Genomic DNA, 24,278 nt, shown 5'->3' with positions numbered 1-24,278 from the left:
TATTAGGCCTCCCGGCTACGGGCACACATCATTGAAGCTTCGCAAACAATCTTACCATCAACTTTGGCAACACCGTTAAAGCGAGCTACGCCGCGGCGCTCTTTGAGGAATTCAACTTCCAGAATCATCTGGTCACCCGGTTGAACTGGGCGTTTAAAGCGAGCATCATCAATACCAGCAAAATAATAGAGCTCACCTGGTTCCAATTTACCGACGCTTTTGAATGCCAGAATACCGGTGGCCTGAGCCATCGCTTCCAGAATTAAAACACCAGGGAAAATAGGCTTACCAGGGAAGTGGCCCTGAAAGAACGGCTCGTTAAAAGTCACGTTTTTCACTGCGCGCAGGAATTTACCTTCTTCGAAATCCAGAACACGATCCACTAAGAGGAACGGAAAACGGTGCGGCAGTAACTCTAAAATCTCGGAAATATTGAGAGTATGAGTGTCAGTAGTCAAAATACTCTTCCTGTAGGAAAACTAATTGTCATCAACAACACGGCCCGCCTCACGTCAGCAAAGGACAATGATGCAGGCCGCAAATCGTTTTATCCCCGTCATACTTCGAGCTGCATTTTTGTTGGCTACGTTCACTTATCCGAATCACTTACTCGGGTAAGCTCATCGTGATTCACTCACTTGCCGCCTTCAATACAACTCGAATTATTTGGGTATATACCCAGTAAAACAGGATAAATGCCAGGAATTTGTATTCACTGACAAAGGCATAGCTTTAGTCGTTAGTCATTATTGACTTTCTTTTCCACGGCTTTCAGACGCTTATTGATTTCATCAATATTCATCACTAGAGCTGCCGTTTTACGCCATGCCTTGTTGGGTTGCAGCGGAATACCAGAGGAATAAATGCCAGGTTCAGTGATAGGACGCATCACCATACCCATTCCAGTTACCACAGCTTTGTCGCAAATTTCCATGTGACCATTAATCACACTTGCACCGCCAATTTGGCAATAGCGACCAATCTTAAGACTGCCGGCCATGATAACACCACCAGCCACCGCTGTATTGTCGCCAATCATAACGTTATGCGCAATCTGGCATTGATTGTCGATAATTACACCGTTACCGATAATCGTATCATCTAATGCTCCACGATCTATCGTGGTACAGGCACCGATCTCAACGCGATCGCCGATACGCACCGTGCCAAGCTGAGGGATTTTAATCCAATTACCGCGATCGTTAGCATAACCAAAACCATCAGCGCCGATAACTGTTCCTGACTGAATCAGACAATTCTCACCAATGTCAATTTGATGATAAACGCTAACGTTGGCCCATAAACGCGTGCCGGAACCAATTTTGGTAAATTTACCAACAAAACAGCCTGCACCGATGATAACGTTGTCGCCTAAAACAACGCCTTCTTCAATCACCGCATTGGCACCAACAGAAACATTGTTGCCTAGCTGAGCCGTCACATCGATCACCGCACTCGGCGCAATATCTTTTGCCGGAGCAGGGGTTGTATCCATAATCTGTGCCATCAATGCATAGGTCAGGTAAGGATTTCTTACCACCAGTGCTGCTGATGTACAGAAAGGCAGATCCGCTTCAGTCAACACCACAGCGCCTGCATTGCAAGCAGCTAATTGTTCACGGTAGCGGCTGTTAGATAAAAAAGTGATTTGGTGCGATTTTGCTGAATGCATAGAAGCAACGCCGGTGATGACGATATCGCCATCACCGTGAAGCTCTGCATTCAACTGCTGAGCAAGGTCAGCAAGTCGAATTGAAGCCATGCCTTATTTAACCTGTTTCAGCACTTGTGCAGTGATGTCATTGGAAGAATCAGCATAAGCGACAGCATTTGCATCAATAACCAGATCGTAGCCTTTGTCTTTAGCAACGGTACGAACAGCATCCTGAATGCGGCTCAACAGCTTATTACGTTCTTCAGCCTGACGGCGACGATTATCCTGCTCAAAAGCCTGTGCTTTCTGAGAGAAAGCATCACGTTGTGCCATGATGTCTTTTTCCATCTTGGTACGATCGCTGGCTTTCATTGTAGAACCGTCACGTTGCAGTTTTTGCATTTTAGACTGCAGATCACGTTCTTGGCTCTGCAGTTCAGTTGCGCGGCTCTTGAACTCATTCTCCAGTTGCTTAGCAACGGTTGCACGCTGTGGCAACTGCTGGAAGATGCTGGATACGTTAACAATTGCAATCTTATCAGCAGCTTGTACGTTAGCAGAAACCGCTAATGCCATGCCCAGACCTGCCGCATATAACCACTTTTTCAATTTAGACTCCTTACCATCACCCATATGTGTCGACGACACGTATACCGCATAGGCACCGACCCATAGTGTCTCTCACAACGTCCATTATAAAAGAACGCTCTGAGTGGAACTTATGCATTATGGTATGAGGACGTATCCCCATACCTTATACAGTAGCTTTTATAGAGTAGCTTATTACCAAGTCTTACCGATGTTAAACTGGAACTGTTCCGCTTTATCACCGTCGTATTTCTTAACTGGTTGCGCGTACGAGAATACCAATGGACCCAGTGGAGACATCCACTGCAGAGCCAGACCAGCAGAAACACGAATATTGCTTGGATCGCTATAATCTGGCTGATTAGGATAAGCGCTCTTATCCCAATTAGTATCCCAAACGGTACCGGCATCCATAAAGATTGAAGTACGCAGAGAGTTAGCATATTTCTCGCCAACGAACGGCGTTGGAGTGATCAGCTCAACACTGGCCACAGCCATCGCGTTACCGCCCACGGCATCATCATCACTCGTTTTGCTCTGATCAACAGAACCATTAGGATTCAGATAAACGGCTTTAGGACCGATGTTATTCGATTGGAAACCACGTACCGAGCTAGAACCACCGGCATAGAAGTTTTCATAGAATGGCATCTCTTTACCGCCAAGCCCGTCACCGTAACCTAAGCGAGAACGTCCCATCACGACCCAAGAACGATCATCATCCAGCGGTAGATAGCTTTGGCTATCGAAGGTGAGTTTGTAGTACTCGTTATCGGAGCCTGGAATCGTCACCTTACCGTTTAGAGAAGCCTTCGTACCCTGAGTTGGGAAGAAGCCGCGGTCAACGTTGTTGTACGTCCACCCCAGAGACCATGTGAAGTCATCTGCCGTGTAGTCAGCCTTATCCGTATCATTAGGATTCTGGCCAACAGACTTCAAGTAACGCCACATCGCAACCTGTGGCTGCATGTCAGACAGGGAGTTATGGACATAACCTAAACCAGTACGCAGCGAGTTATTTTCGTTGATTGGGAACCCTAAGGTACCATCAAGGCCATAGCTGCTGTTGGTATAGTCAGACAGATCCGCATCATCAGCTTTAAAGTCGTTATAGAAAATACGACCGCCCAAGCTGACACCATCAACCGTGAAGTACGGGTTGGTCATCGAGAGTTCAGCATAGGTCTGGTAATCGTTCTTGGTACCACTAATACCAACGGTATTACCTGTACCCAACCAGTTTTCCTGCTGAACACCGACTTGGAAGCTGACACCACTTTCAGTACCGAAACCAACACCAAAGTTGAAAGTACCGGTATTACGTTCTTTCACTTTGTAAGTCACATCGACCTGATCCGGTGCACCTGGAACGCGTTGTGTATCAACATCAACGGTTTCAAAGTAACCGGTACGGTTCAAACGTTCTTTGCCTTGATCAACTAAGTCGCTACCCAGCCACGCACCTTCCATCTGACGCATTTCACGGCGCAAAACAGAGTCTTTGCTTGTGTCATTACCGACAAACTTGATATTACGTACGTAGTAACGGTTACCCGCGTCTACGTTCATATGCAACTTAACGGTTTTATCCGCATCGTTGATTTCAGGCTGAGTCTGAACTTTAGGATAAGCATAACCATAACGACCGAGGAGTTTCTTAACGTCATCCTCCATCTTGGTCACTTTCGCACCGTTATACAGCTCGCCTGGTTCAATTGTAGTCAAGCGATTGATATCAGTACTGTATCCAGCCATATTACCGTTGACTTCAACGCCGGTCAGTTTGTACTGATCGCCTTCGGTAATGTTAATGGTGATATAGATGCCTTTCTTATCTGGCGTTAAGCTGACCTGAGTCGAATCAATATTGAAGCGAGCATAGCCACGATCCAAATAGAAACTTCTCAGTGTTTCGAGGTCGCCCGAAAGTTTTTGTTTTTGATATTTACGGTCACCAACCAAGTTCCACCAAGGAACTTCGTCGCGCAGTTGGAAACGAGCAATCAATTCTTCAGAGGTGAACGCATGGTTCCCCACGATATTGATTTGCTGAATCTGAGCGGATTTACCTTCGGTAAAGACCAGTTTCAAGTCAACACGGTTACGTGGCAGAGGGGTAACCACCGCTTTAACCGACGCACTGTATTTACCGACGCTGTAGTAGAAATCTTCCAAACCTTTTTCAATGCTGGAAAGCATTGTACGGTCCAGAGCTTCGCCTACACGCACGCCAGAAGCCTCAAGGTTCTGCTTCAGCATGTCGTCTTTTACAGACTTGTTACCCGAAAAGGTAATACTCGCGATCGTAGGACGTTCCTTAACCTGCACGATCAAGTTATCACCATCACGCAGCACCCGAACATCTTCGAAGTTGCCGGTCGCATATAATGCGCGAATAGTGTTACTGAGATCTTCATCGCTGACGGTATCGCCAACGCGAACCGGCATGTTAAGTAACGCCGCACCGACGGCGACCCGCTGCAGGCCTTCGAAATGAATATTTTTCACTACGAATCCATCTGCACCGTATACGGTTGCGCTGCCAAACAGCAGCGACGCTATGAGCAACTTTTTCATCGCCATCGTTGTTATGCGTTCTTCCTAACCTAAATCCCGTCCCTTAAAGGCGCGAGAAATCATTGAAAAGTGCAAGCCCCATCAACAACACCAGTAAAATAGAACCGATGCGGTAACTGAAGTCTTGAACTCGCTCGGAAACCGGCCCCCCTTTTAGCTTTTCAATCGCTAAGAAGAGCAAGTGACCACCATCAAGTACTGGGAGTGGGAACAGGTTAATAATTCCTAAATTGACGCTGATTAACGCCAAAAACATTAGGTAATACACTAACCCATACTCCGCTGACATCCCTGCGCCCTGCGCGATCGAAATCGGCCCACTCAGGTTATTCAGCTTTACATCACCAGTAATTAGTTTGCCTATCATAGAGACCGTAAGCTTCATCAACTGCCAAGTTTTATCACTGGCCTGATAAATCGCCATAAACGGCCCATATTGTCGAATCGTTTTATACTCTTCAGGTAATGGAATCACTTTTGGCGCAACGCCAGCAAAGCCTTCGATTTTACCTGCACCAACAGATTTACTGTCTGGTGTTAAATGCACTGATTGGGTATTTCCATTGCGCTCGACTTCCACCGCAATGCTTTCGTTAGGGCTTTCGCGAACCAGCTTAACGAAAGTTAACCAGTTTTTTAATGGCTGACCATCGACTTTAACGATCCTATCGCCGACTTGCAAACCCGCTTTCTGAGCAGCAGAGTCCTTCTGAACTTCAGCTAAAATCGGCTCAATCTGTGGCCCACGTGGCATAATACCCAACGCAACAACCGGATCTTGCTTATCTGGCTCAAACTGCCAATGAGTTAAATCCAGAGTTTTCCGCGTCGTATTTTCGCTGCCAAACGGAGCGACTTCAACCGTCGTCTCTTTAGACCCGATTTTCCCCACCAGTGCCAAGCGAACTGCATCCCAATCAGGCGTTTCGATACCTGCAACGGACTTTAGTTCCAATCCTGGTGAAATATCTGCCTGAGCAGCGACAGATTGGGGAACAATCTCACCAATAACCGGACGAACACTGGGGACTCCGATGACAAAAACTAACCAGTAAGCGACGATGGCAAATAGGAAGTTAGCAATAGGCCCTGCGCTCACGATCGCTGCTCGCTGCCAAACCGTTTTATTATTAAACGCTTGGTGGCGATACTCTGGGGCAACAGTCTCTACCCGCTCATCGAGCATCTTGACATAGCCACCAAGTGGGATCAGCGCAACTACGTACTCGGTTCCACTGCGGTCAATGCGTCGCCATAAAGCTTTACCAAAGCCAATAGAAAAGCGCTCTACTTTCACCCCACAGCGACGAGCGACCCAAAAATGGCCGAATTCATGAACCGTGATCAACACCCCAAGCGCCACTAAAAACGCAATCAGGCTCCAGAGTATATTGGTCATTGGCAAGCTCCCTGTCTCAAGCAGACTAGTAAAACACTAACAGCATAAGACATGCAAACACTGGTACTGCCGCAGTCAAACTATCAATACGATCCAGAACACCACCATGTCCAGGGATCAGATGACCACTATCTTTAATACCGGCCTCGCGTTTGAACATGCTTTCAGTCAAATCGCCTAACACCGACACTAATGCGGCCACAATTGAACAAATCAGTAGGGTTTTGGGATTTATGGAGAGCGGTGCATACAAACCAAATCCCCAGGAAATAAGCGCTGAGGTGATCAAACCACCAATAAAACCTTCCCATGTTTTGCCTGGGGAAACTTTTGGTGCCAGCTTATTTTTGCCAAATAGCTTGCCGAACATGTAAGCACCAGAGTCTGCGCCCCACACAAGGAACATGACATACAGCAACCACCATGCCCCTTGGTAGTGATCGGTTTCATAGCCATGCTGGCGTAGCGCAATCATTCCCCAAAAGAACGGGATAATCGTCGCGGCGCCAAAAATAATTTTCAGCACGCGTGAATGCTTCCACCAGCTTGCAGATTTTGGATAGAACAACACGAGTAACAACGCAACAATCCACCAGACAACGGCTGTCCATAGCGAACCGGCTATGAGCGGAAGATGCACGCTACGGTTGAATTCAGGCAGGCTAAGCAGCATTGCAGCCAGTACTAAGCCACAGATCACCGCCCCCCAGATACGCTGCGAGTTTGTCGTAAACCCAGCAAGTTGTCCCCACTCCCAAGCGGCCAGCATACATATGACTAAAGTCACTATCGCAAAACCAACGGGAGGTAATAAAAACAGCGCCGCAATGACAATTGGCACCAAAATTAAAGCGGTTATAATGCGAGACTTCAGCAAGAGATCCCCCTATGGCGCATCAGGTGCGTTGATAGGTGTAGTTCCTCCGAAGCGGCGCTCGCGTTGTGCAAATGCATTAAGTGCACCTTCAAAGGTAAGTTCATCAAAATCAGGCCACAGCACGTCCGTAAAATAAAACTCGGAATATGCAATTTGCCACAGCAAAAAGTTGCTGACCCGATGCTCTCCACCGGTCCGAATGACGAGGTCAACCGGAGCCAGATCGTGTAAGCAAACTTGCTGGCTTAACAAGTCTTCAGTGATATCGTCAGGCTGAAGAACTCCGGCCTTAACTTGAGCAGCCAACGTTTTCACGCCCTGCATGATATCCCATCGCCCACCATAATTAGCGGCAATATTTAACGTTAGCCCATCATTATTTTCAGTTAATTGCTCAGAACGACGAATGCGTTCCTGTAAGCGAGAGCTAAAGCGACCAATATCACCGATAATTTTCAGACGCACATTGTGCTTATGCAAGCTTTTCACTTCACCGTCTAATGCACGAATGAACAACTCCATTAGAGCGCTCACTTCATGCTCAGGGCGGTTCCAGTTTTCACTGCTAAACGCATACAACGTTAACGCCTTGATGCCATGGCTAACGGCGAAACGTACGGAACGACGTACCGATTTCACCCCAGCTTTATGACCAAATACACGCATTTTGCCCTGACGCTTCGCCCAACGTCCATTGCCGTCCATAATGATAGCGACGTGCTGTGGACCACAGACTATCCCGTCAGTCATTGGTGATTGAGTGGAAGACATACGTGTAATCAATTCCTCAAAAGCATGGTGCTAAAGTAAAACTCATCTGCAAGCTCAACCTAGCCCACGCGACATCAATTGCACAAACTGAACCGAGTATTAAACAACCAAGTGTTTCATGCGCAAAAAAGCCGTGTACAAGTCACGGCTAACCAATAAATCAGCAGCAAAATCAAAATACTTAACAGACTAAACATCTCGACCCGCTGAAAGTCGCCGCAAACTATATCATTTCACCCGAAAGGCCACAAACTACCTACACAGTGAATAGCTGATCTATATCCGAAAGTTTGCACACAATCTGCCAGCAACCTCTCGAGCTTGGCGATCAATATCCAAAACCTCCGCCACACTTTGTGGCTCACGGCAAGATAACGCCGACAATACATCTTGGTTCAGCGCCGCAATGTCAGTGAAGCGAATTTTTTCATGCAAAAACGCGTCAACGGAGATTTCGTTCGCTGCGTTTAGCGCCGTCGTCGCCGCCTGTCCTGCACGTGAAGCATCAATTGCTAGTTGGAGACAAGGATAGCGCACCCTATCAGGTTGCTCGAATGTTAATGCACCAATTTTACAGAAATCGAGAGGTTCAACACCCGTTTCAACACGGTTTGGGTAAGCCATCGCATGGGCAATCGGAGTGCGCATATCAGGAGAACCTAACTGCGCGATCACGCTACCATCGCGGTAACGTACCATTGAATGAATCACAGATTGGGGATGGATGATCACTTCCATCTCTGATTCAGAGGCGTTAAACAACCAACGAGCCTCAATATATTCCAAGCCTTTATTCATCATGGTTGCTGAATCGACAGATATTTTTCGTCCCATCGACCAATTGGGGTGTGCACAGGCTTGATCTGGAGTAACGGCTGCAAAGTCCTTCAGCGGTAACTGACGGAATGGGCCGCCAGATCCGGTAAGAACGATACGTGAAATACCGTGATCGCTTAACGAAGCAAAGCCAAGATTGTGCTGTACCCCTTCAGGCAGGCTTTGGAAAATAGCGTTATGCTCGCTATCGATAGGTAAAAGCTGAGCCTTACTCTGCTTCAACGCATCCATAAACAGCCGACCGCAGGTTACCAAGGCTTCTTTATTAGCAAGCAGAACCTGCTTGTTTGCTTTGATAGCAGCCAACGTCGGCATCAGACCGGCAGCCCCCACAATGGCAGCCATGACCTGATCGACATCATCCAGAGCGGCTAGATCGCACGCAGCTTGTTCGCCAGCGCTAACCTCAATATCCCCTAACCCTGCATCGATGAGACGCAGACGGAGAGCCTGAGCAGCATTTTCGTCAGCCATCGATACGTAGCGCGGAGCAAACTCGACGCACTGCTGGAACATGACATCAACGTTTTTACCCGCTACCAGCGCGGTAACGCTAAAATCATCGGGATTTGCTCGCACTACAGCCAACGTGCTAGTGCCAATAGAACCGGTAGAACCAAGAATAGTCAGTTGCTTCATGAGGGTCTTCTGAATAACTGTTTAGAACAGGAGATACATCAGTCTGAAACGAAGGTCGCGGCTTGTCTATGAGAATTAGCCCGTCTTCAGCAATAGTCTGGTATTTCCCGAATAGCCAAAAAAACAAAAGCGCCGCCGGAGCGACGCTTTTTTCAAGCCAGAGCAGAATTAAACTTCCATCAACTCTTTTTCTTTGTCAGCTAACGCGGAATCAATCTTTTTGATCATCACGTCAGTCATTTTCTGCACTTCGTCCTGAGATTTGCGATCTTCGTCTTCGCTGATTTCTTTATCTTTCAGCAGAACTTTGACTTTATCGTTAGCGTCACGACGTACGTTACGTACAGATACGCGGCCCTGCTCTGCTTCAGCGCGAACCAATTTAATCAGGTCCTTACGGCGCTCTTCAGTCAGTGCTGGCAATGGCACACGAATAACTGCACCCGCTGACATTGGGTTCAGGCCCAAATCAGATGCCATAATCGCTTTCTCTACTGCAGCAGACAGAGAACGGTCGAACACCGTAATGGCCAATGTGCGAGAGTCTTCAGCGACAACGTTAGCAACCTGACGTAGAGGTGTCGCAGAACCATAATATTCTACAGAGATGCCATCCAGCAGGTTCGGATGAGCACGACCGGTGCGGATTTTACTGATGTTTGATTTAAATGCTTCAACACATTTATCCATGCGTGTTTCAGCATCTTTTTTGATTTCGTTAATCACGTTGCGAACCCTTGAAAACGGTTAATTAAACTGACGCTTCATCGTGAGAAACGTCGATATATTTTCAATCCAGCGTAACTGGCAAGAAAGTCCTGCACAATGCTCATGACAGTAAAACTGCCAGAGAGCCTTATAAACCGAACCTTCCTCGTTCGTAGAGCGCCGTTATGCTGCTAAAAAGTCACACCGATTATTTAGAAATCAGCGTACCTTCTTTCTCACCCATGACGACGCGACGCAAAGCTCCCGGCTTATTCATGTTAAATACACGAATCGGCAGGTTATGGTCACGAGCCAGAGTGAAAGCTGCCAAATCCATGACTTTCAGTTCTTTTTCCAAGACATCCTGATAGGTCATCTGATCAAACAGCGTTGCGTCTGGGTTAGTTACCGGATCGGCTGAGTATACGCCATCAACTTTTGTCGCTTTCAGTACAACGTCAGCTTCAATTTCAATGCCACGCAGGCAAGCAGCAGAGTCAGTTGTAAAGAATGGATTTCCCGTACCGGCAGAGAATATGACCACTCGGTTGTTACGCAACAGACTGATAGCTTCAGCCCAGCTGTAGTTATCACAAACGCCATTCAGCGGAATTGCAGACATCAGACGCGCGTTAACATAGGCACGATGCAGCGCATCACGCATTGCCAAACCGTTCATCACCGTTGCCAACATCCCCATGTGGTCGCCAACAACGCGATTCATACCCGCCTGAGCCAAACCGGCACCACGGAACAGATTACCGCCGCCGATCACAACACCGACTTGAATTCCTAATTCGACCAGCTCTTTCACTTCCTGAGCCATACGATCCAGTACGCTTGCATCGATGCCAAAACCTTCTGCACCTTGCAGGGCCTCACCGCTAAGCTTGAGCAGGATACGCTGATATACGGGTTTGGAGTTGGTTGCCATGGTGTTCTGTCCTAAGAAGCAGTCAATAAATTGTCGGAGGTATTTCAATGCACGGTCGTAACCGATCATTGGGATACATTCTAGTGCTGGCTGGATACTTACTAGTGTAAACCTTTCTACATTGAACTTCGTCGAACGTTTTCAGGTTTATTCAACGTTACATAAAACAATGGAACCACCATCACGGCGGTTCCATTTGAAGGCGATTAAGCGCCTTTAGTCATTGATGCAACTTCTGCAGCAAAGTCTACGGTCGCTTTTTCGATACCTTCACCCACTTCGAAGCGGATGAAATTGGTAACGTCAGCGTTGTGCTCTTTCAGCAACTGGCCCACAGTTTTGCTTGGGTCCATAACGAAAGCTTGACCCGTCAGAGAAACTTCACCGGTGAATTTCTTCATGCGGCCTTCAACCATTTTCTCTGCGATTTCTTTCGGCTTACCAGACTGCATCGCGATGTCTAACTGAACTTGGTACTCTTTTTCTACCACTTCAGCAGATACGTCTTCTGGCTTAACGAATTCAGGCTTGCTTGCAGCAACGTGCATTGCCAATTGCTTAGCCAGTTCTTCATCAGCGCCTTTAGCAGCAACCAGAACACCGATGCGAGCACCGTGCAGGTAGCTAGCCAGTACGTCGCCTTCCAGAGAGGCAACACGACGGATGTTGATGTTCTCACCGATTTTCGCAACCAGCGCTACACGTTCTTCTTCGAACTGTGCTTTCAGAACTTCAACGTCAGTAATTTTGCCTGCAACAGCAGCATCCAGCACTTTCTCAGCGAATGCCTGGAAACCACCATCTTTAGCAACGAAGTCAGTCTGGCAGTTAACTTCCAGAATCACACCGTAGTTGCCAACGATCTTGGTTTTGATCACGCCGTCAGCAGCGACGTTGCCTGCTTTTTTCGCAGCTTTGATTGCGCCAGATTTGCGCATATTCTCGATTGCCAGCTCGATGTCGCCTTGGGCTTCGGTCAGCGCTTTTTTACAATCCATCATGCCTGCGCCAGTACGTTCACGCAGTTCTTTTACCAGGGTGGCGGTAATTTCAGCCATTGTATTTTCCTCGGTGGTCTCGTCGTGAAGAGCGAACCTCACGGAGACTGGTTCTCTCATCTAGGGATTGGTTCTTTATATCGCCGTGATAAAAAGGCGATTTTTACAAAGAAAGGGGGGGCCATAAAGGCCCCCTAACCAACATATTTCAATACCTGGTTAATAAGGGCTATACCTTCTTATTTGGCGCTGCTGCTGTGTTGGCGGCAACTCCAAAGCTCTTGGGTATAAGCTTGCGCTTGCCTTATTATTCAGCTTCTACGAAGCTTTCTTCCGCTTGGGTAGCCAGATCCTGAGAACGGCCTTCGCGAACAGTTGCCGCTACAGCGTTCAGGTACAGGCTTACTGCACGGATTGCGTCATCGTTACCAGGGATAACGAAGTCAACGCCGTCCGGATCGGAGTTGGTATCAACGATAGAGAATACCGGGATACCCAGGTTGTTGGCTTCTTTAATCGCGATGTGTTCGTGATCGGCATCAACTACGAACAGAGCGTCTGGCAAGCCACCCATGTCCTTGATACCGCCCAGGCTGTTTTCCAGCTTGGCCAGTTCACGAGCGCGCATCAGCGCTTCTTTTTTGGTCAGTTTTTCGAAGGTGCCATCCTGAGACTGGGTTTCCAGATCTTTCAGACGCTTGATGCTCTGACGAACGGTTTTCCAGTTAGTCAGCATACCGCCCAACCAGCGATGGTTCACGAAGAACTGGTCGCAGCTGTTAGCAGCTTCTTTTACCGCTTCGCTTGCAGCGCGCTTAGTACCAACGAACAGGATTTTGCCTTTACGAGCAGAAATCTTCTGCAACTCAGCCAAAGCTTCGTTGAACATTGGAACAGTTTTTTCAAGGTTGATGATGTGAACTTTGTTACGTGCACCGAAGATGAAAGGCTTCATTTTCGGGTTCCAGTAACGGGTCTGGTGACCAAAGTGTACACCAGCCTTGAGCATGTCGCGCATGGAAACAGTTGCCATGATTAAACCTCTATATAAAGTTTGGGGTTAAGCCTCCACATATCCCATGAGCCGACCCAGCAAGGCATTTGTCCGAAGACTCATCCTGCAAGGCACCCCGGCGCACGTGCCGATATGTGTGTGTTGTTGTCGTTTCTTTGCAAAGAATACAAATAACACAATTGAGATTTACAGCTTCCCTATCGGCCTCATTAATGAAAACAGATATAAGAACTGCGGCGCGCTTTATACCATAAACCAGCCACAGACTCCACCTTTTGTTGCATTTTGAGCCCACGGTTATCGTAGGATTTGGCAGCGGTTACGAGGACTGTTACCATGTTCAGCAATTGATTCTCATTGTCGATTTCACGACACCTGCGGACATATATTTCATGGCAATCTCAATAAAAACACCTGAACAAATCGAAAAAATGCGCGTTGCTGGGCGACTGGCGGCGGAAATTCTAGAAATTATCGAGCCATACGTGGTTCCCGGTGTTAGCACCGGTGAACTCGATCGTATCTGTGATGATTACATTACCCAAAAACAGCAAGCGATCTCCGCCTGCTTGGGGTATCACGGCTATCCGAAATCCGTTTGTATCTCTGTAAACGAAGTGGTCTGCCACGGTATTCCTAGCGATGAAAAAATCTTGAAAGACGGTGACATCGTCAACATCGACGTTACCGTTATTAAAGACGGCTGGCATGGTGATACTTCCAAGATGTTCATCGTTGGCAAGCCAACCATTCTTGGTGAACGTCTATGCCGCATCACGCTGGAAAGCCTTTATTTAGCGCTGAAAATGGTTAAACCAGGTATCCGCCTGCGCACCATCGGTGCCGAGATCCAGAAGTTTGTTGAATCTCATGGTTTCTCCGTCGTACGTGAATACTGCGGCCACGGCATCGGCGAAGTGTTCCATGAAGAGCCTCAGGTTCTACATTACAATGCTGATGATGGCGGAGTAGTACTACAGAAAGGCATGACCTTTACCATTGAGCCGATGGTTAACGCTGGTGATTACCGCATCCGTACCATGAAAGATGGCTGGACGGTGAAAACCAAAGATCGCAGCCTGTCGGCACAGTACGAGCATACTATTGTGGTGACAGATAATGGCTGTGAGATTTTGACCCTACGCGAGGAAGAAACCGATCTCCCACGCGTTATCGTTCACGAGAACGTATAACTCGCCGAGCTCTCAACGGGTCAAATTCAGCTCAAACAAAATCGCTGACAAATAATTGCCGTCACAGAGCTAACACCGTTCACTTAAGCTCGATTTTAGGGGGAGCACACCGATGGGGTCGTAGCGGCGTAAACCGCCCCGTGGTGTGCTAGCCCCGTGTATTTCGATCACTCAACCGAACGGAGTTAGCCTCAGAGCGGCTTTTTTTGTGTCTATAATAAATCGATAAATAATTCCATACGCCATCAAAGCCAAAGAAAAACGCTTATCTTTTTGTATCCCAAACATCCCCCCATAAAAAAAACACTAAACTGACATTATTAAACCTAATATTTATAATTCACTGATACGTAAAGAATTAATTCCATTCTTTAAATTAAGTCGCGAGTGGATTTACCAATTTAAACCGATTACTTTTATTGTATGTTTATTTAGGAGGGGCAAACTTATGTTTCCTGACTGGCTACAATCATTAGCTCTATTTTGGTTATTCAGCGCATTAATTTCGTCAGTTATTATTTATTTGGACATTACGTTTAATCGCCCGCAACCCATGAAAATAATGGTGCTTGCATGGTCAATTAATGCTTTGTATTTCAGCGTTATTGCTTTGGTTGCTTACTTTTGGTTTGGGCGTGCTAAACCTCATACGATGCCAATGATGGAACATCATATGCAGGGGATGGATATGGATATGCCAAGCAAACCCATTACTTGGAAAGGCATATTCACAGTAAGTACCCACTGCGGCGCGGGGTGTACATTGGCCGATATTATCGGTGAGGTCCTCGTATTCTTCATACCCGTGACGCTGGCAGGCAGCGCCGTTTTCGGTAGCTGGGGGCTCGATTTCGTTTTAGCGCTGCTACTGGGTATATTCTTTCAATATTTACCAGGCAGGGAAATGGGGCTAGCGCCAAAAACGGCGTTGAAGAAAGCCATTCAGGCCGATATTTTGTCACTAATCAGTTGGCAAATAGGGATGTATATCTGGATGGCAATCGTGCTGTTCGGTATTTTTACACCAACGATGCCGCGTGACAGCGCCGTTTATTGGTTCATGATGCAGATTGCTATGATATTTGGCTTTATGACCGCTTACCCAGTCAATGGATTACTGTGCAAAAAAGGCATCAAGCATGTGATGTAATACATCCCGCTAGCGCTGAACTTTTTACCTCTTAAAACGCTCCGTATCGCCCTCGAGCGTTTTTTATTGTGTCACATCTATTTGGAGCCCCTCGTACAGTCCCATCGGCTTTGGCATCATCCTCTAAACCAGACTTCAGATTGATACCATTATATCTTGTCTTGTAGCGAACTAAATCAGCGTCCACTGAGGGCTAAAACCGAGTATATTATAGTTTGCTTTATATTCAGCTTAATGCAGTGTATTGAATATGAGGCTAATAACCTTCTGTTTTTAAAAGACTACACAGATAATTTGTGACGTCTTATTATACTCTATAGCCCGAATAAGACGACTAGGGGAGATGCGATGCCCATTCCACATCCAACGTTATTGGATCCCATGATTGAACCACTGATTCAGCCCCCCTCCCCTGACAACTTCGCGGCGTCCGACCTTGAGTGTGCACCACTAAAACAATCGCTTGAGCGTTTTCAGCAGTGGATGTCTGCCGCATTTCAGGCTGGAGAGTCTGCGGAATCATTGATTGCCGCTCGTACTCTCTATATCGATCGTCTACTGACACGTTTGTGGATCCATCTCGGTTTTAAAGAACGCCAAGGCATAGCGCTGATCGCGGTTGGGGGTTATGGCCGCGGCGAATTACACCCACTTTCTGATATTGACCTTCTCATTCTGAGCCAAACCTCACTGGATGACCCCGACGCACAGCGCATCAGCGAATTGATTACGCTGTTATGGGATCTCAAGTTGGAGGTCGGACATAGCGTACGTACACTAGATGAATGCCTGCAAGAAGGCCTTTCTGACCTCACGGTGGCAACCAACCTGATTGAATCGCGGCTGGTTTATGGCGACGTAGCGTTATTCTTACAATTGCAAAAACAAATTTTCAGCGACGAATTCTGGCCATCACCTAAGTTTTTCGATGCCAAAATTCAAGAGCAGAAAGACCGCCACCAGCGCTACCACGGCACCAGCTATAACCTTGAACCGGATATCAAAACCAGCCCCGGCGGGCTGCGTGATATTCATACTTTGCTGTGGGTTGCACATCGTCATTTCGGCGCGACCTCCATGAATGAAATGGTCGGTTTCGGTTTTCTCACCGAAGCCGAGCGCGATGAGCTCAACGAATGCCAAAGCTTTCTATGGCGCATCCGTTTTGCCCTGCATTTGGTTCTCAATCGCTACGATAACCGCCTGCTGTTTGATCGCCAATTTAGCGTCGCACAGCTATTAGGCTACGAAGGCGAAGGTAATGCGCCCATTGAGCGCATGATGAAGGATTTTTATCGCATGACGCGTCGCGTTGGCGAGCTCAACCAAATGCTGTTACAGCTGTTCGATGAAGCTATTCTCGCGCTGGAAACCAATGAAAAACCACGCCCACTCGATGATCACTTCCAGCTACGCGGCAACCTTATCGATCTTCGCGATGCAGAAACCTTCATGCGCAATCCTGTCACCATTTTACAAATGTTCTACGTGATGGCAAAAAATCAGGAGATAACCGGGATTTATTCAACAACCCTGCGGCATCTGCGTTACGCCCGTCGTCACCTTGCTCAGCCGCTGTGTGATTTACCTGAGGCACGCAAACTGTTTATGGCGATACTGCGTCATCCCGGGGCAGTGAATCGTGCTCTGTTGCCAATGCACCGCCACAGCGTACTGTGGGCTTATATGCCGCAGTGGGGAAAAATCGTCGGTCAAATGCAGTTCGATCTGTTTCATGCCTATACGGTGGACGAGCACACCATGCGCGTGCTACTCAAACTAGAAAGTTTCTCCGATGAAAATACACGCCAGCGCCATCCGCTGTGCGTAGAGCTTTATCCGCGTTTACCACAGCCAGAATTGTTACTTCTCGCTGCGCTCTTCCACGATATTGCCAAAGGACGCGGTGGCGACCACTCTATTCTCGGCGCACAGGACGTGCTCGAATTTGCCCAACTACACGGCCTAAACTCTCGCGAAACGCAGTTGGTTTCATGGCTGGTACGCTGTCACCTACTCATGTCGGTCACCGCTCAGCGCCGCGATATTCAAGATCCTGCGGTCATCCAGCAATTTAGCGCTGAAGTACAGAGTGAAACCCGACTGCGCTATTTGGTGAGTCTCACCGTGGCCGACATTTGTGCCACCAACGAAACGCTATGGAATAGCTGGAAACAAAGCCTGTTGCGCGAGCTCTATTTCGCCACCGAAAAACAGCTACGCCGCGGCATGCAAAATACGCCAGACATGCGTGAGCGGGTTCGCCATCACCGCTTACAGGCGCTGGCATTATTGCGTATGGACAATATTAACGAGGAGGCACTGCACCACATCTGGAGCCGCTGCCGCGCTGATTATTTCCTGCGCCACAATCCCAACCAACTGGCGTGGCACGCTCGTCATTTGCTCAAGCATGATGCTAGCAAGCCGCTGGTCCTCGTCAGCCATTTGGCCACACGTGGCGGCACCGAGATTTTTATCTACAGCCCCGATCGCCCTTATCTGTTTGCTGCCGTTGCCGGTGAGCTAGATCGCCGCAACCTGAGTGTTCATGACGCGCAGATCTTCACTAACCGCGATAACTTTGCCATGGACACCTTCGTCGTGCTTGAGCCAGACGGTAGCCCTCTAGCACAGGATCGTCACGCCACCATCAAACACTCGCTAGAGCAGGCGTTAACTCAACAACATTACCGCCACCCGCGCACGCGCCGCCCATCACCAAAACTCCGTCACTTTACGGTGCCTACTGAGGTCAGTTTCCTGCCGATGCACAACGAGCGCCGTAGTTATATGGAGCTGGTCGCTTTGGATCAGCCTGGATTATTGGCGCAGGTGGGAGAAGTATTTGCCGAAATGGGGTTGTCGCTACACAGTGCTCGAATTACCACCATCGGCGAGCGGGTTGAGGATTTATTTATTCTGGCAGACGGCGAACGTAAAGCATTAAGCATTAAAATGCAGTCAGAATTGGCTCAGCGGTTGACAGAGGCCCTCGATCCAACCGATAAAGGATGATGTATTTTTTGTGATATATGCCTAAATAATTCGAGTTGAAGTGATACGGCAAATTTGTGAGTCCCCAGCAGCATCGCTAACGATGTCACTGGGGAACAACGCATCGACAACTTGAAGTATCAAGGGTATACGTCAATTAATCTTCGGGAATAGAACAAATATGCAGCAGTTGCAAACTCTTATTGAAAATGCCTTCGAGCGCCGCGCGGATATCACTCCGGCTAACGTAGACAACATCACGCGTGAAGCGGTTAATCAGGTTATTGCACTATTAGACTCTGGCGAACTCCGCGTCGCTGAGAAAATTAACGGTGAATGGGTTACTCATCAATGGCTGAAAAAAGCCGTACTGCTCTCTTTCCGCATCAACGATAATAAGCTGATGGAAGGCGCTGAGACTCGCTTTTACGATAAAGTTCCAATGAAGTTTGCTGACTACGATGAAGCTCGTTTCCAGCGCGAAGGCTTCCGTGTCGTGCCACCAGCAAGCGTCCGCCAAGGTGCATTTATCGCCCGCAACACCGTGCTGATGCCTTCTTATGTGAATATCGGTGCTTACGTTGACGAAGGCACCATGGTTGATACTTGGGCAACCGTAGGTTCTTGCGCGCAGATTGGTAAGAATGTTCACCTGTCTGGCGGCGTAGGTATTGGCGGCGTTTTAGAGCCTTTACAGGCTAACCCTACCATCATCGAAGATAACTGCTTCATCGGCGCACGTTCCGAAGTCGTTGAAGGCGTTATCGTTGAAGAAGGCTCGGTGATTTCCATGGGCGTTTACTTGGGCCAAAGCACTAAGATCTACGACCGTGAAACTGGCGAAGTTCATTACGGGCGCGTTCCGGCAGGCTCGGTGGTTGTTTCTGGCAACCTACCGTCTAAAGATGGCAAATACAGCCTGTACTGTGCAGTTATCGTGAAGAAAGTAGACGCGAAAACTCGCGGTAAAGTCGGTATTAACGAGCTGTTACGCAGTATCGACTAACACAACATTGATAGCGGGCCATCAGCCCGCTATTTTTTTATCTGTCACTTTGCACTGACAGAGTGATACGCCACGCAGATTTAATGGATGCCGTTATTTAGTCTATATTTCATCTTCTCATGAAAGATACCAAAGGTGCCTCTATGTATGACAACCTGAAAAGCTTGGGGATTAATCAACCCGAAGAGATTGACCGCTACAGCCTTCGTCAGGAGGCCAATAACGACATACTGAAGATTTATTTCCGTAAAGATAAAGGCGAGTTTTTTGCCAAAAGCGTGAAGTTCAAATATCCACGCCAACGCAAAACTATCGTGGCCGATAATGCAGGGCAAGGTTACAAAGAGATCCACGAAATTAATCCTAACCTTCGCTATGTCATTGATGAGCTCGATCAGATCTGCAAACGCGATCAGGTAGAAGTCGATCTGAAACATAAGATCTTGGACGATCTACGTCATCTTGAAAGCGTAGTGGCGAATAAAATCGCCGAGATTGAGGCTGATCTGGAGAAGTTGACGCAGAAGTAGGCATCCAAGTAAGACGACACTTCTATACTAGAGCAGTGAAGGGTTTCGTCCGCCCATCAGCATTTGTGTTTCTATGAACCCGCTAGTGTAGGCGTCGTCCGACGAGAGGTTGCCAGCGCGCAACCTCTCGACTCTCGCACTTTTACCGCGTCGTTTGGCCGACCGGTCTCAGAGCGCACATCCCTGTGCGCCTTCGACCTACCGCCATCTTCCTGATAGCGGTCCTATCATGCATTTCATTCAACACGAAAAAGACAAAGCAATATTGTTTTGTTTGTGTCTTTTTAATTGTTTAAGTCTTGGTAGGGAGAGCCGCCGATACAAGGATGTATCGGCGGAGTTTGGGGCAGCCTGGATGGCCGATACCAAACCGGAGCGGAGATGGCATCTCGAATAAAAGCGCGCGAGTGCAGAGACCACGCGCAGGTGGTCTCTGCACGTACGCCTTCATCAGTGTATCAATGAAGCTCGGCATAGACGGGCGGGCGAAATATTACACTGTAGGAACATAATCAAGCCCCACCTACAATCTACTGAACCAACAACCCCCACTTCTCCACCCACGGCCCTGTCACGACCTCGGGCTCTGCATCTACCTGTGCATCCACTTCAAGAAGCTCGCCGATGCGCGTCGCTTTTTGCTCTTGCAGCAACTCATCAAACTGGTGGCCAGCACCACAGAAATGGGTGTAACTACTGTCGCCTAGCGCGATCAACCCGTAGCGCAGTTCTGGTTGGTAGCCAACGTTATCTCTCACCGCATGAAACAGCGGTGCGATAGAATCAGGTAAATCGCCTTGCCCCGTTGTTGACGTGACGATCAATACATAATGATTGCGGTAGAACTGCCACTCTTCTAGCGTTCCTTCCTCAAACAATTTCACATCGTGGCCCTGTGCCTTGAGGATATTCTCCGCGTCCTCTGCAGCCATCAATGCGTTGCCGTAAACCGTTCCAACAAAAATGCCAACCTGCGCCATAATGCTTTCCCTTTTAGTAAGAATTTACGCCGACGTTGTCTTACTCATCCTGACCGTAACTCACGAGAAACTCAACCCTTTCAAGGTCAGGGAGATACTCTTCCCAACCAAAATGCGCCATCATTCGTTGCCAACGATCGTCAAGCCCAGCCTGTAGGCAAAGTGGCTCTTCGGTAATCGGATGCTCTAAACACAGCTCACTGGCGTGCAACATCAAACCAGAACAGGCAAAGTGCTGAGACATCGCGCGATTCTGGCGTAGGTCCCCATGTTTGGTATCGCCAATAATCGGGTGGCGCAGATGTGCCATATGACGACGTAGCTGATGTTTACGGCCTGTCTCCGGTTTTAGCTCAATCAAGCTGTAACGCGCGGTTTGATACTTACCTACCGCAACCGGCATTTCCACCGTAGCCAAAGAACGATAGTGAGTAACAGCCGTTTGTGGTGCTTTATCAGGAGAGCTGAACTTATCTGCAATCTTGTCCAGCTCAGGTGTCAGGGCATAATCAATAACCGCCTCACCTTCTAAATAGCCTCGCACCACCGCATGATACGTTTTATTCATTTCACGCTGCTCAAACTGCTCAGACAGCATACGTGCCACCTCGCTGGATAGCGCCATCAGCAATACGCCAGATGTCGGCCGATCTAGACGATGCACGGGAAATACATGTTGACCAATCTGATCACGCAGCGTTTGCATCACAAATACCGTTTCATGGCGATCAAGCCAACTGCGATGAACTAACCAGCCCGCAGGCTTATTGACCGCAACAAGATGCTCGTCCTGATAAATAATATTAAGCATCAATTAGCATCTTCTTGATTCAGCATGTCATCCAACTGCTGAAGCAATACGATTAAGGGCTGAACCTCCTGCAGACGCTCTTTAAAGGCAACTTCAAAATAAGGGGCAATTGCAAAACGACGTGGCAATGGCGATTGACTATCGAGCAAAGCAAACATGCGTGGTAGCAATATCCACTGCAGCCATTGTTCTGGCGCCATGGTATCTACACAAAAAGGTTCTTTGCTTTCAAATGCCTGAGCATCAGGCGCACATTCCTGAGACAGATTTAAACTGTCCAACTGTTGCTCTATTTGCAGCAAATGTTGTCTGACTTTAGCGTATTCGCTCATGCTTTTCTCACTCATCTCTACAGGCGGGATACAAAATGGGGGCAAAGGATAGCATTGAAGGGAGTTCCCCCCAATAGGCTCTCTTGATAGGGTACTGCGGGATATAACGATTCTGTATGGGCAAAGAAAAAGGGCGTACTGTTTACACAGTACGCCCGGTTCGTTTTATAGCAATCCAGCTACTCATTGTGCTCCCTGCTCATCCATGAAAACTTTTCCGTATGGCTATCCATTTCCCAACAATCCGTCGACTCGTCCTACTTTCGTCCTGACGTTTCATCCTGCATCATCCAGATGCTGTTCCTCAGTCTTCCTGACCCGCCTGTTATCCTAACCGGCTCTCAATCTCCGTCCTGGAGGTGTCCTTTACTTCAATCCTGAAGTGTCCTTGGCCAACATCCTGTGGCACATCCTTTATCACTCTTCCTGAGTGTGTCCCTAGCTCCTTCCCGAAGCAACATCATCCTGATGTGTCCTGCTCCAACCGTCTTCCCTTCCGGTGAAACTAATATCGCTGATTCTTTCCCTTAAAACAATAAGGCTTTAAGGCTCACAGATGGCTTACACGGTGGAAAATATCAAATTAAAAACGTAATCCATTGATGTATAAGAATAAGTAAAATACAACTTACGCAAACTCTGCATAAATAAGCGATATATCCTACACGCCGTGTGAGAGATCTCTCACACGGCGACGGGCAACCGTGTAAGCCAACCTTACTTTTTGATGACTGGCTGCAAACGAGAAAGGAACTCCGACAATGATTCAGCCAGCACTTCTCGCTGTTTACTACCGAACTGCTCCAGCAAAACATTGCCCGTGAGGTTACAGAGGGAAACTAGCTGCAGCTCTGAATCTGTAGTCGCTAAAAACAACGTTGGCGATAGTTTCAAACGGCGTTGCGTCACAAGATGTCCAATTTGATTCTCTTGCAAACGCTGCAAATCATCTTCACTCCACACCTGAACTAAATCCAAATGCAGATCATCCAACGTGGCGCTCATATCACCGGCGTATTGTGAGGTAAAAAAGGGAACAATATCTTTATGCAATTGAATATCTAAAGCACGGGAAATACCGTTTAATCCGTCGGGAGCTGTCGCCAACAGAGCTTTCCAATAGACTTTCTCGTTCTCGGTGCGTACAACGCAGGGCGAAGCGACACCGTATAGCGCTTCACTATAAGGAAAATCGCCGGTTTCATTCTGCCAAACATTGATAAAACGGTGGGTAAACTCCGCTAATGCGGCAGAAACATCATGCACCATGTTTTCTCTCACTAAGGTAAACTATAAAGTATCTGCTGATTGTACCGTTCTTATTCAAACATAGGCCACATAATGTCATACCAAGATCACAAGGCGCTCTCCGGCTTAACCCTTGGCAAAGAAACCGAATACCGCGATCAATACGACGCAACCCTGCTCCAGCCGGTTCCTCGCAGCATGAACCGCGAGCCATTAGGACTTTATCCAGAAACTCTGCCTTTCCGTGGTGGCGATATTTGGACGCTGTATGAGCTGTCATGGCTCAATGCCAAAGGCTTGCCTCAGGTGGCCATTGCCGATGTTGAACTGGATGCCTTCAGCCACAATCTGATTGAATCAAAAAGCTTTAAGCTTTACCTCAACAGCTTCAACCAGACGCGCTTTGCAGACTGGAATGAAGTACAAACCACGTTACAGCGCGATCTGGCACACTGTGCACAGGGCAACGTTAGCGTACAGTTAATGTCGCTTGATAGCGTCGAAGGCCAAGCCATCGCATCATTTGACGGCGAATGTATTGATCATCAAGATATTGAAATCACCCACTACGAATTTAACGCTGAACTCCTTAAAAACGCCGCCAACAAGCAGGCTATCGTTGAAGAAACATTGGTGAGCCACCTGTTAAAATCCAACTGCCTTATTACTCATCAGCCTGATTGGGGCTCCGTGATGATTCAGTATCGTGGTCCAAAAATCGATCGCGAAGCATTACTACGCTATTTGGTGTCATTTCGTCATCACAACGAATTTCATGAACAGTGTGTTGAACGCATTTTCTGTGATATTCAGCGCTTCTGTCAGCCAGAAACGCTCAGCGTATATGCTCGCTATACCCGTCGCGGTGGCCTAGATATCAACCCTTGGCGCACAAATACTCCGTTCGTTGCACCAAAAAGCCGACTGGTTCGCCAATAAGCTTCGCAAAAATCGCAGAAGCTTACCGACTCTTACGTAAGAGTATTGGCAAAATCCAAAAGACAACGGTAAGGTGATTGAGGGGCGTAAAACGC

Annotated in this window: 22 protein-coding genes; 6 read left to right on the top strand and 16 right to left on the bottom strand. The window is 47.8% G+C overall.

Features of this window, described 5'->3' with window-relative positions:
• Positions 1-2 precede the first annotated feature (2 nt).
• From fabZ to rpsB, 12 genes are all read right to left on the bottom strand, one after another.
• The gene (gene fabZ, locus M988_RS04105) at positions 3-458 is read right to left on the bottom strand and encodes a 3-hydroxyacyl-ACP dehydratase FabZ (protein ID WP_004094325.1); all 456 of its coding nucleotides are present in this window, start codon (positions 456-458) and stop codon (positions 3-5) included.
• 281 nt (positions 459-739) lie between these two features.
• Entirely contained in the window at positions 740-1,762 is a 1,023-nt protein-coding gene (gene lpxD, locus M988_RS04100; protein WP_008814507.1) for a UDP-3-O-(3-hydroxymyristoyl)glucosamine N-acyltransferase, read from the bottom strand.
• Between the two features lie 3 nt (positions 1,763-1,765).
• Positions 1,766-2,263, bottom strand: coding sequence for a molecular chaperone Skp (skp, locus tag M988_RS04095; RefSeq protein ID WP_008814508.1), 498 nt, complete (start codon positions 2,261-2,263; stop codon positions 1,766-1,768).
• A gap of 174 nt (positions 2,264-2,437) precedes the next feature.
• Positions 2,438-4,825 (bottom strand): outer membrane protein assembly factor BamA, encoded by a 2,388-nt coding sequence (gene bamA, locus M988_RS04090; RefSeq protein WP_008814509.1) that lies wholly within the window; start codon positions 4,823-4,825, stop codon positions 2,438-2,440.
• A 37-nt stretch (positions 4,826-4,862) separates the two neighbouring features.
• Entirely contained in the window at positions 4,863-6,218 is a 1,356-nt protein-coding gene (rseP, locus tag M988_RS04085) for a sigma E protease regulator RseP (RefSeq protein ID WP_061059632.1), read from the bottom strand.
• A 25-nt stretch (positions 6,219-6,243) separates the two neighbouring features.
• Complete coding sequence (gene cdsA, locus M988_RS04080) at positions 6,244-7,095, bottom strand: phosphatidate cytidylyltransferase (RefSeq protein ID WP_064572952.1); 852 nt, start codon at positions 7,093-7,095, stop codon at positions 6,244-6,246.
• Positions 7,096-7,104: 9 nt separating this feature from the next.
• Entirely contained in the window at positions 7,105-7,866 is a 762-nt protein-coding gene (ispU, locus tag M988_RS04075) for a (2E,6E)-farnesyl-diphosphate-specific ditrans,polycis-undecaprenyl-diphosphate synthase (RefSeq protein ID WP_008814512.1), read from the bottom strand.
• A 276-nt stretch (positions 7,867-8,142) separates the two neighbouring features.
• Positions 8,143-9,342, bottom strand: coding sequence for a 1-deoxy-D-xylulose-5-phosphate reductoisomerase (gene ispC, locus M988_RS04070; RefSeq protein WP_039190033.1), 1,200 nt, complete (start codon positions 9,340-9,342; stop codon positions 8,143-8,145).
• Positions 9,343-9,510: 168 nt separating this feature from the next.
• Positions 9,511-10,068 carry a ribosome recycling factor gene (frr, locus tag M988_RS04065; protein ID WP_004094336.1) on the bottom strand — a complete coding sequence of 186 codons (558 nt, stop codon included), beginning with the start codon at positions 10,066-10,068 and terminating at the stop codon, positions 9,511-9,513.
• 190 nt (positions 10,069-10,258) lie between these two features.
• Positions 10,259-10,984 (bottom strand): UMP kinase, encoded by a 726-nt coding sequence (pyrH, locus tag M988_RS04060; RefSeq protein ID WP_020303583.1) that lies wholly within the window; start codon positions 10,982-10,984, stop codon positions 10,259-10,261.
• A gap of 206 nt (positions 10,985-11,190) precedes the next feature.
• Complete coding sequence (gene tsf / locus M988_RS04055) at positions 11,191-12,042, bottom strand: translation elongation factor Ts (protein ID WP_008814515.1); 852 nt, start codon at positions 12,040-12,042, stop codon at positions 11,191-11,193.
• Between the two features lie 247 nt (positions 12,043-12,289).
• Positions 12,290-13,015, bottom strand: a complete 726-nt coding sequence (gene rpsB / locus M988_RS04050; protein WP_004094351.1) for a 30S ribosomal protein S2 — start codon at positions 13,013-13,015, stop codon at positions 12,290-12,292.
• A gap of 374 nt (positions 13,016-13,389) precedes the next feature.
• Here rpsB and map point away from each other — a divergent pair, with 374 nt between their 5' ends.
• The 5 genes from map to M988_RS04025 all read left to right on the top strand — a co-directional run bounded on the left by map (position 13,390) and on the right by M988_RS04025 (position 19,873).
• A complete protein-coding gene (map, locus tag M988_RS04045; RefSeq protein ID WP_008814516.1) occupies positions 13,390-14,190 on the top strand; it encodes a type I methionyl aminopeptidase in 801 nt (266 codons plus the stop codon).
• Between the two features lie 448 nt (positions 14,191-14,638).
• On the top strand, positions 14,639-15,340 hold the full coding sequence (locus M988_RS04040; RefSeq protein WP_064572950.1) for a DUF4396 domain-containing protein: 702 nt from the start codon (positions 14,639-14,641) through the stop codon (positions 15,338-15,340).
• Between the two features lie 381 nt (positions 15,341-15,721).
• Positions 15,722-18,358 carry a bifunctional uridylyltransferase/uridylyl-removing protein GlnD gene (gene glnD, locus M988_RS04035; protein WP_371272863.1) on the top strand — a complete coding sequence of 879 codons (2,637 nt, stop codon included), beginning with the start codon at positions 15,722-15,724 and terminating at the stop codon, positions 18,356-18,358.
• 160 nt (positions 18,359-18,518) lie between these two features.
• A complete protein-coding gene (gene dapD, locus M988_RS04030; RefSeq protein WP_008814519.1) occupies positions 18,519-19,343 on the top strand; it encodes a 2,3,4,5-tetrahydropyridine-2,6-dicarboxylate N-succinyltransferase in 825 nt (274 codons plus the stop codon).
• Between the two features lie 143 nt (positions 19,344-19,486).
• A complete protein-coding gene (locus tag M988_RS04025; protein ID WP_008814520.1) occupies positions 19,487-19,873 on the top strand; it encodes a DUF3461 family protein in 387 nt (128 codons plus the stop codon).
• Between the two features lie 530 nt (positions 19,874-20,403).
• On the opposite strand, the gene M988_RS04020 is transcribed toward M988_RS04025, so the two are convergent.
• The 4 genes from M988_RS04020 to syd all read right to left on the bottom strand — a co-directional run bounded on the left by M988_RS04020 (position 20,404) and on the right by syd (position 23,265).
• The gene (locus M988_RS04020) at positions 20,404-20,853 is read right to left on the bottom strand and encodes a flavodoxin (RefSeq protein ID WP_008814521.1); all 450 of its coding nucleotides are present in this window, start codon (positions 20,851-20,853) and stop codon (positions 20,404-20,406) included.
• A 40-nt stretch (positions 20,854-20,893) separates the two neighbouring features.
• Complete coding sequence (gene truC, locus M988_RS04015; protein WP_064572947.1) at positions 20,894-21,664, bottom strand: tRNA pseudouridine(65) synthase TruC; 771 nt, start codon at positions 21,662-21,664, stop codon at positions 20,894-20,896.
• Positions 21,664-21,996 (bottom strand): YqcC family protein, encoded by a 333-nt coding sequence (locus M988_RS04010; RefSeq protein WP_008814523.1) that lies wholly within the window; start codon positions 21,994-21,996, stop codon positions 21,664-21,666. Before M988_RS04010 ends, truC begins: the two co-directional genes overlap by 1 nt.
• Positions 21,997-22,713: 717 nt before the next feature.
• Positions 22,714-23,265, bottom strand: a complete 552-nt coding sequence (syd, locus tag M988_RS04005) for a SecY-interacting protein (RefSeq protein ID WP_008814524.1) — start codon at positions 23,263-23,265, stop codon at positions 22,714-22,716.
• Positions 23,266-23,337: 72 nt separating this feature from the next.
• Between syd and queF the strand changes: the two genes are divergently transcribed.
• Complete coding sequence (gene queF / locus M988_RS04000; protein ID WP_064572946.1) at positions 23,338-24,183, top strand: NADPH-dependent 7-cyano-7-deazaguanine reductase QueF; 846 nt, start codon at positions 23,338-23,340, stop codon at positions 24,181-24,183.
• Positions 24,184-24,278 lie beyond the last annotated feature (95 nt).

Source organism: Hafnia paralvei ATCC 29927, assembly GCF_001655005.1.
Classification (GTDB): domain Bacteria; phylum Pseudomonadota; class Gammaproteobacteria; order Enterobacterales; family Enterobacteriaceae; genus Hafnia; species Hafnia paralvei.
Note: the sequence above shows the minus strand (reverse complement) of the source record. Positions and strands in the feature narration are given on the sequence as shown.

Excerpts from the sequence above, each read along its gene's own strand:
- lpxD (WP_008814507.1), bottom strand. The coding sequence starts at position 1,762 with ATGGCTTCAATTCGACTTGCTGACCTTGCTCAGCAGTTGAATGCAGAG.
- bamA (WP_008814509.1), bottom strand. The coding sequence starts at position 4,825 with ATGGCGATGAAAAAGTTGCTCATAGCGTCGCTGCTGTTTGGCAGCGCA.
- rseP (WP_061059632.1), bottom strand. The coding sequence starts at position 6,218 with ATGACCAATATACTCTGGAGCCTGATTGCGTTTTTAGTGGCGCTTGGG.
- ispU (WP_008814512.1), bottom strand. The coding sequence starts at position 7,866 with ATGTCTTCCACTCAATCACCAATGACTGACGGGATAGTCTGTGGTCCA.
- ispC (WP_039190033.1), bottom strand. The coding sequence starts at position 9,342 with ATGAAGCAACTGACTATTCTTGGTTCTACCGGTTCTATTGGCACTAGC.
- pyrH (WP_020303583.1), bottom strand. The coding sequence starts at position 10,984 with ATGGCAACCAACTCCAAACCCGTATATCAGCGTATCCTGCTCAAGCTT.
- tsf (WP_008814515.1), bottom strand. The coding sequence starts at position 12,042 with ATGGCTGAAATTACCGCCACCCTGGTAAAAGAACTGCGTGAACGTACT.
- rpsB (WP_004094351.1), bottom strand. The coding sequence starts at position 13,015 with ATGGCAACTGTTTCCATGCGCGACATGCTCAAGGCTGGTGTACACTTT.
- map (WP_008814516.1), top strand. The coding sequence starts at position 13,390 with ATGGCAATCTCAATAAAAACACCTGAACAAATCGAAAAAATGCGCGTT.
- M988_RS04040 (WP_064572950.1), top strand. The coding sequence starts at position 14,639 with ATGTTTCCTGACTGGCTACAATCATTAGCTCTATTTTGGTTATTCAGC.
- glnD (WP_371272863.1), top strand. The coding sequence starts at position 15,722 with ATGATTGAACCACTGATTCAGCCCCCCTCCCCTGACAACTTCGCGGCG.
- dapD (WP_008814519.1), top strand. The coding sequence starts at position 18,519 with ATGCAGCAGTTGCAAACTCTTATTGAAAATGCCTTCGAGCGCCGCGCG.
- M988_RS04025 (WP_008814520.1), top strand. The coding sequence starts at position 19,487 with ATGTATGACAACCTGAAAAGCTTGGGGATTAATCAACCCGAAGAGATT.
- M988_RS04020 (WP_008814521.1), bottom strand. The coding sequence starts at position 20,853 with ATGGCGCAGGTTGGCATTTTTGTTGGAACGGTTTACGGCAACGCATTG.
- truC (WP_064572947.1), bottom strand. The coding sequence starts at position 21,664 with ATGCTTAATATTATTTATCAGGACGAGCATCTTGTTGCGGTCAATAAG.
- M988_RS04010 (WP_008814523.1), bottom strand. The coding sequence starts at position 21,996 with ATGAGCGAATACGCTAAAGTCAGACAACATTTGCTGCAAATAGAGCAA.
- syd (WP_008814524.1), bottom strand. The coding sequence starts at position 23,265 with ATGGTGCATGATGTTTCTGCCGCATTAGCGGAGTTTACCCACCGTTTT.
- queF (WP_064572946.1), top strand. The coding sequence starts at position 23,338 with ATGTCATACCAAGATCACAAGGCGCTCTCCGGCTTAACCCTTGGCAAA.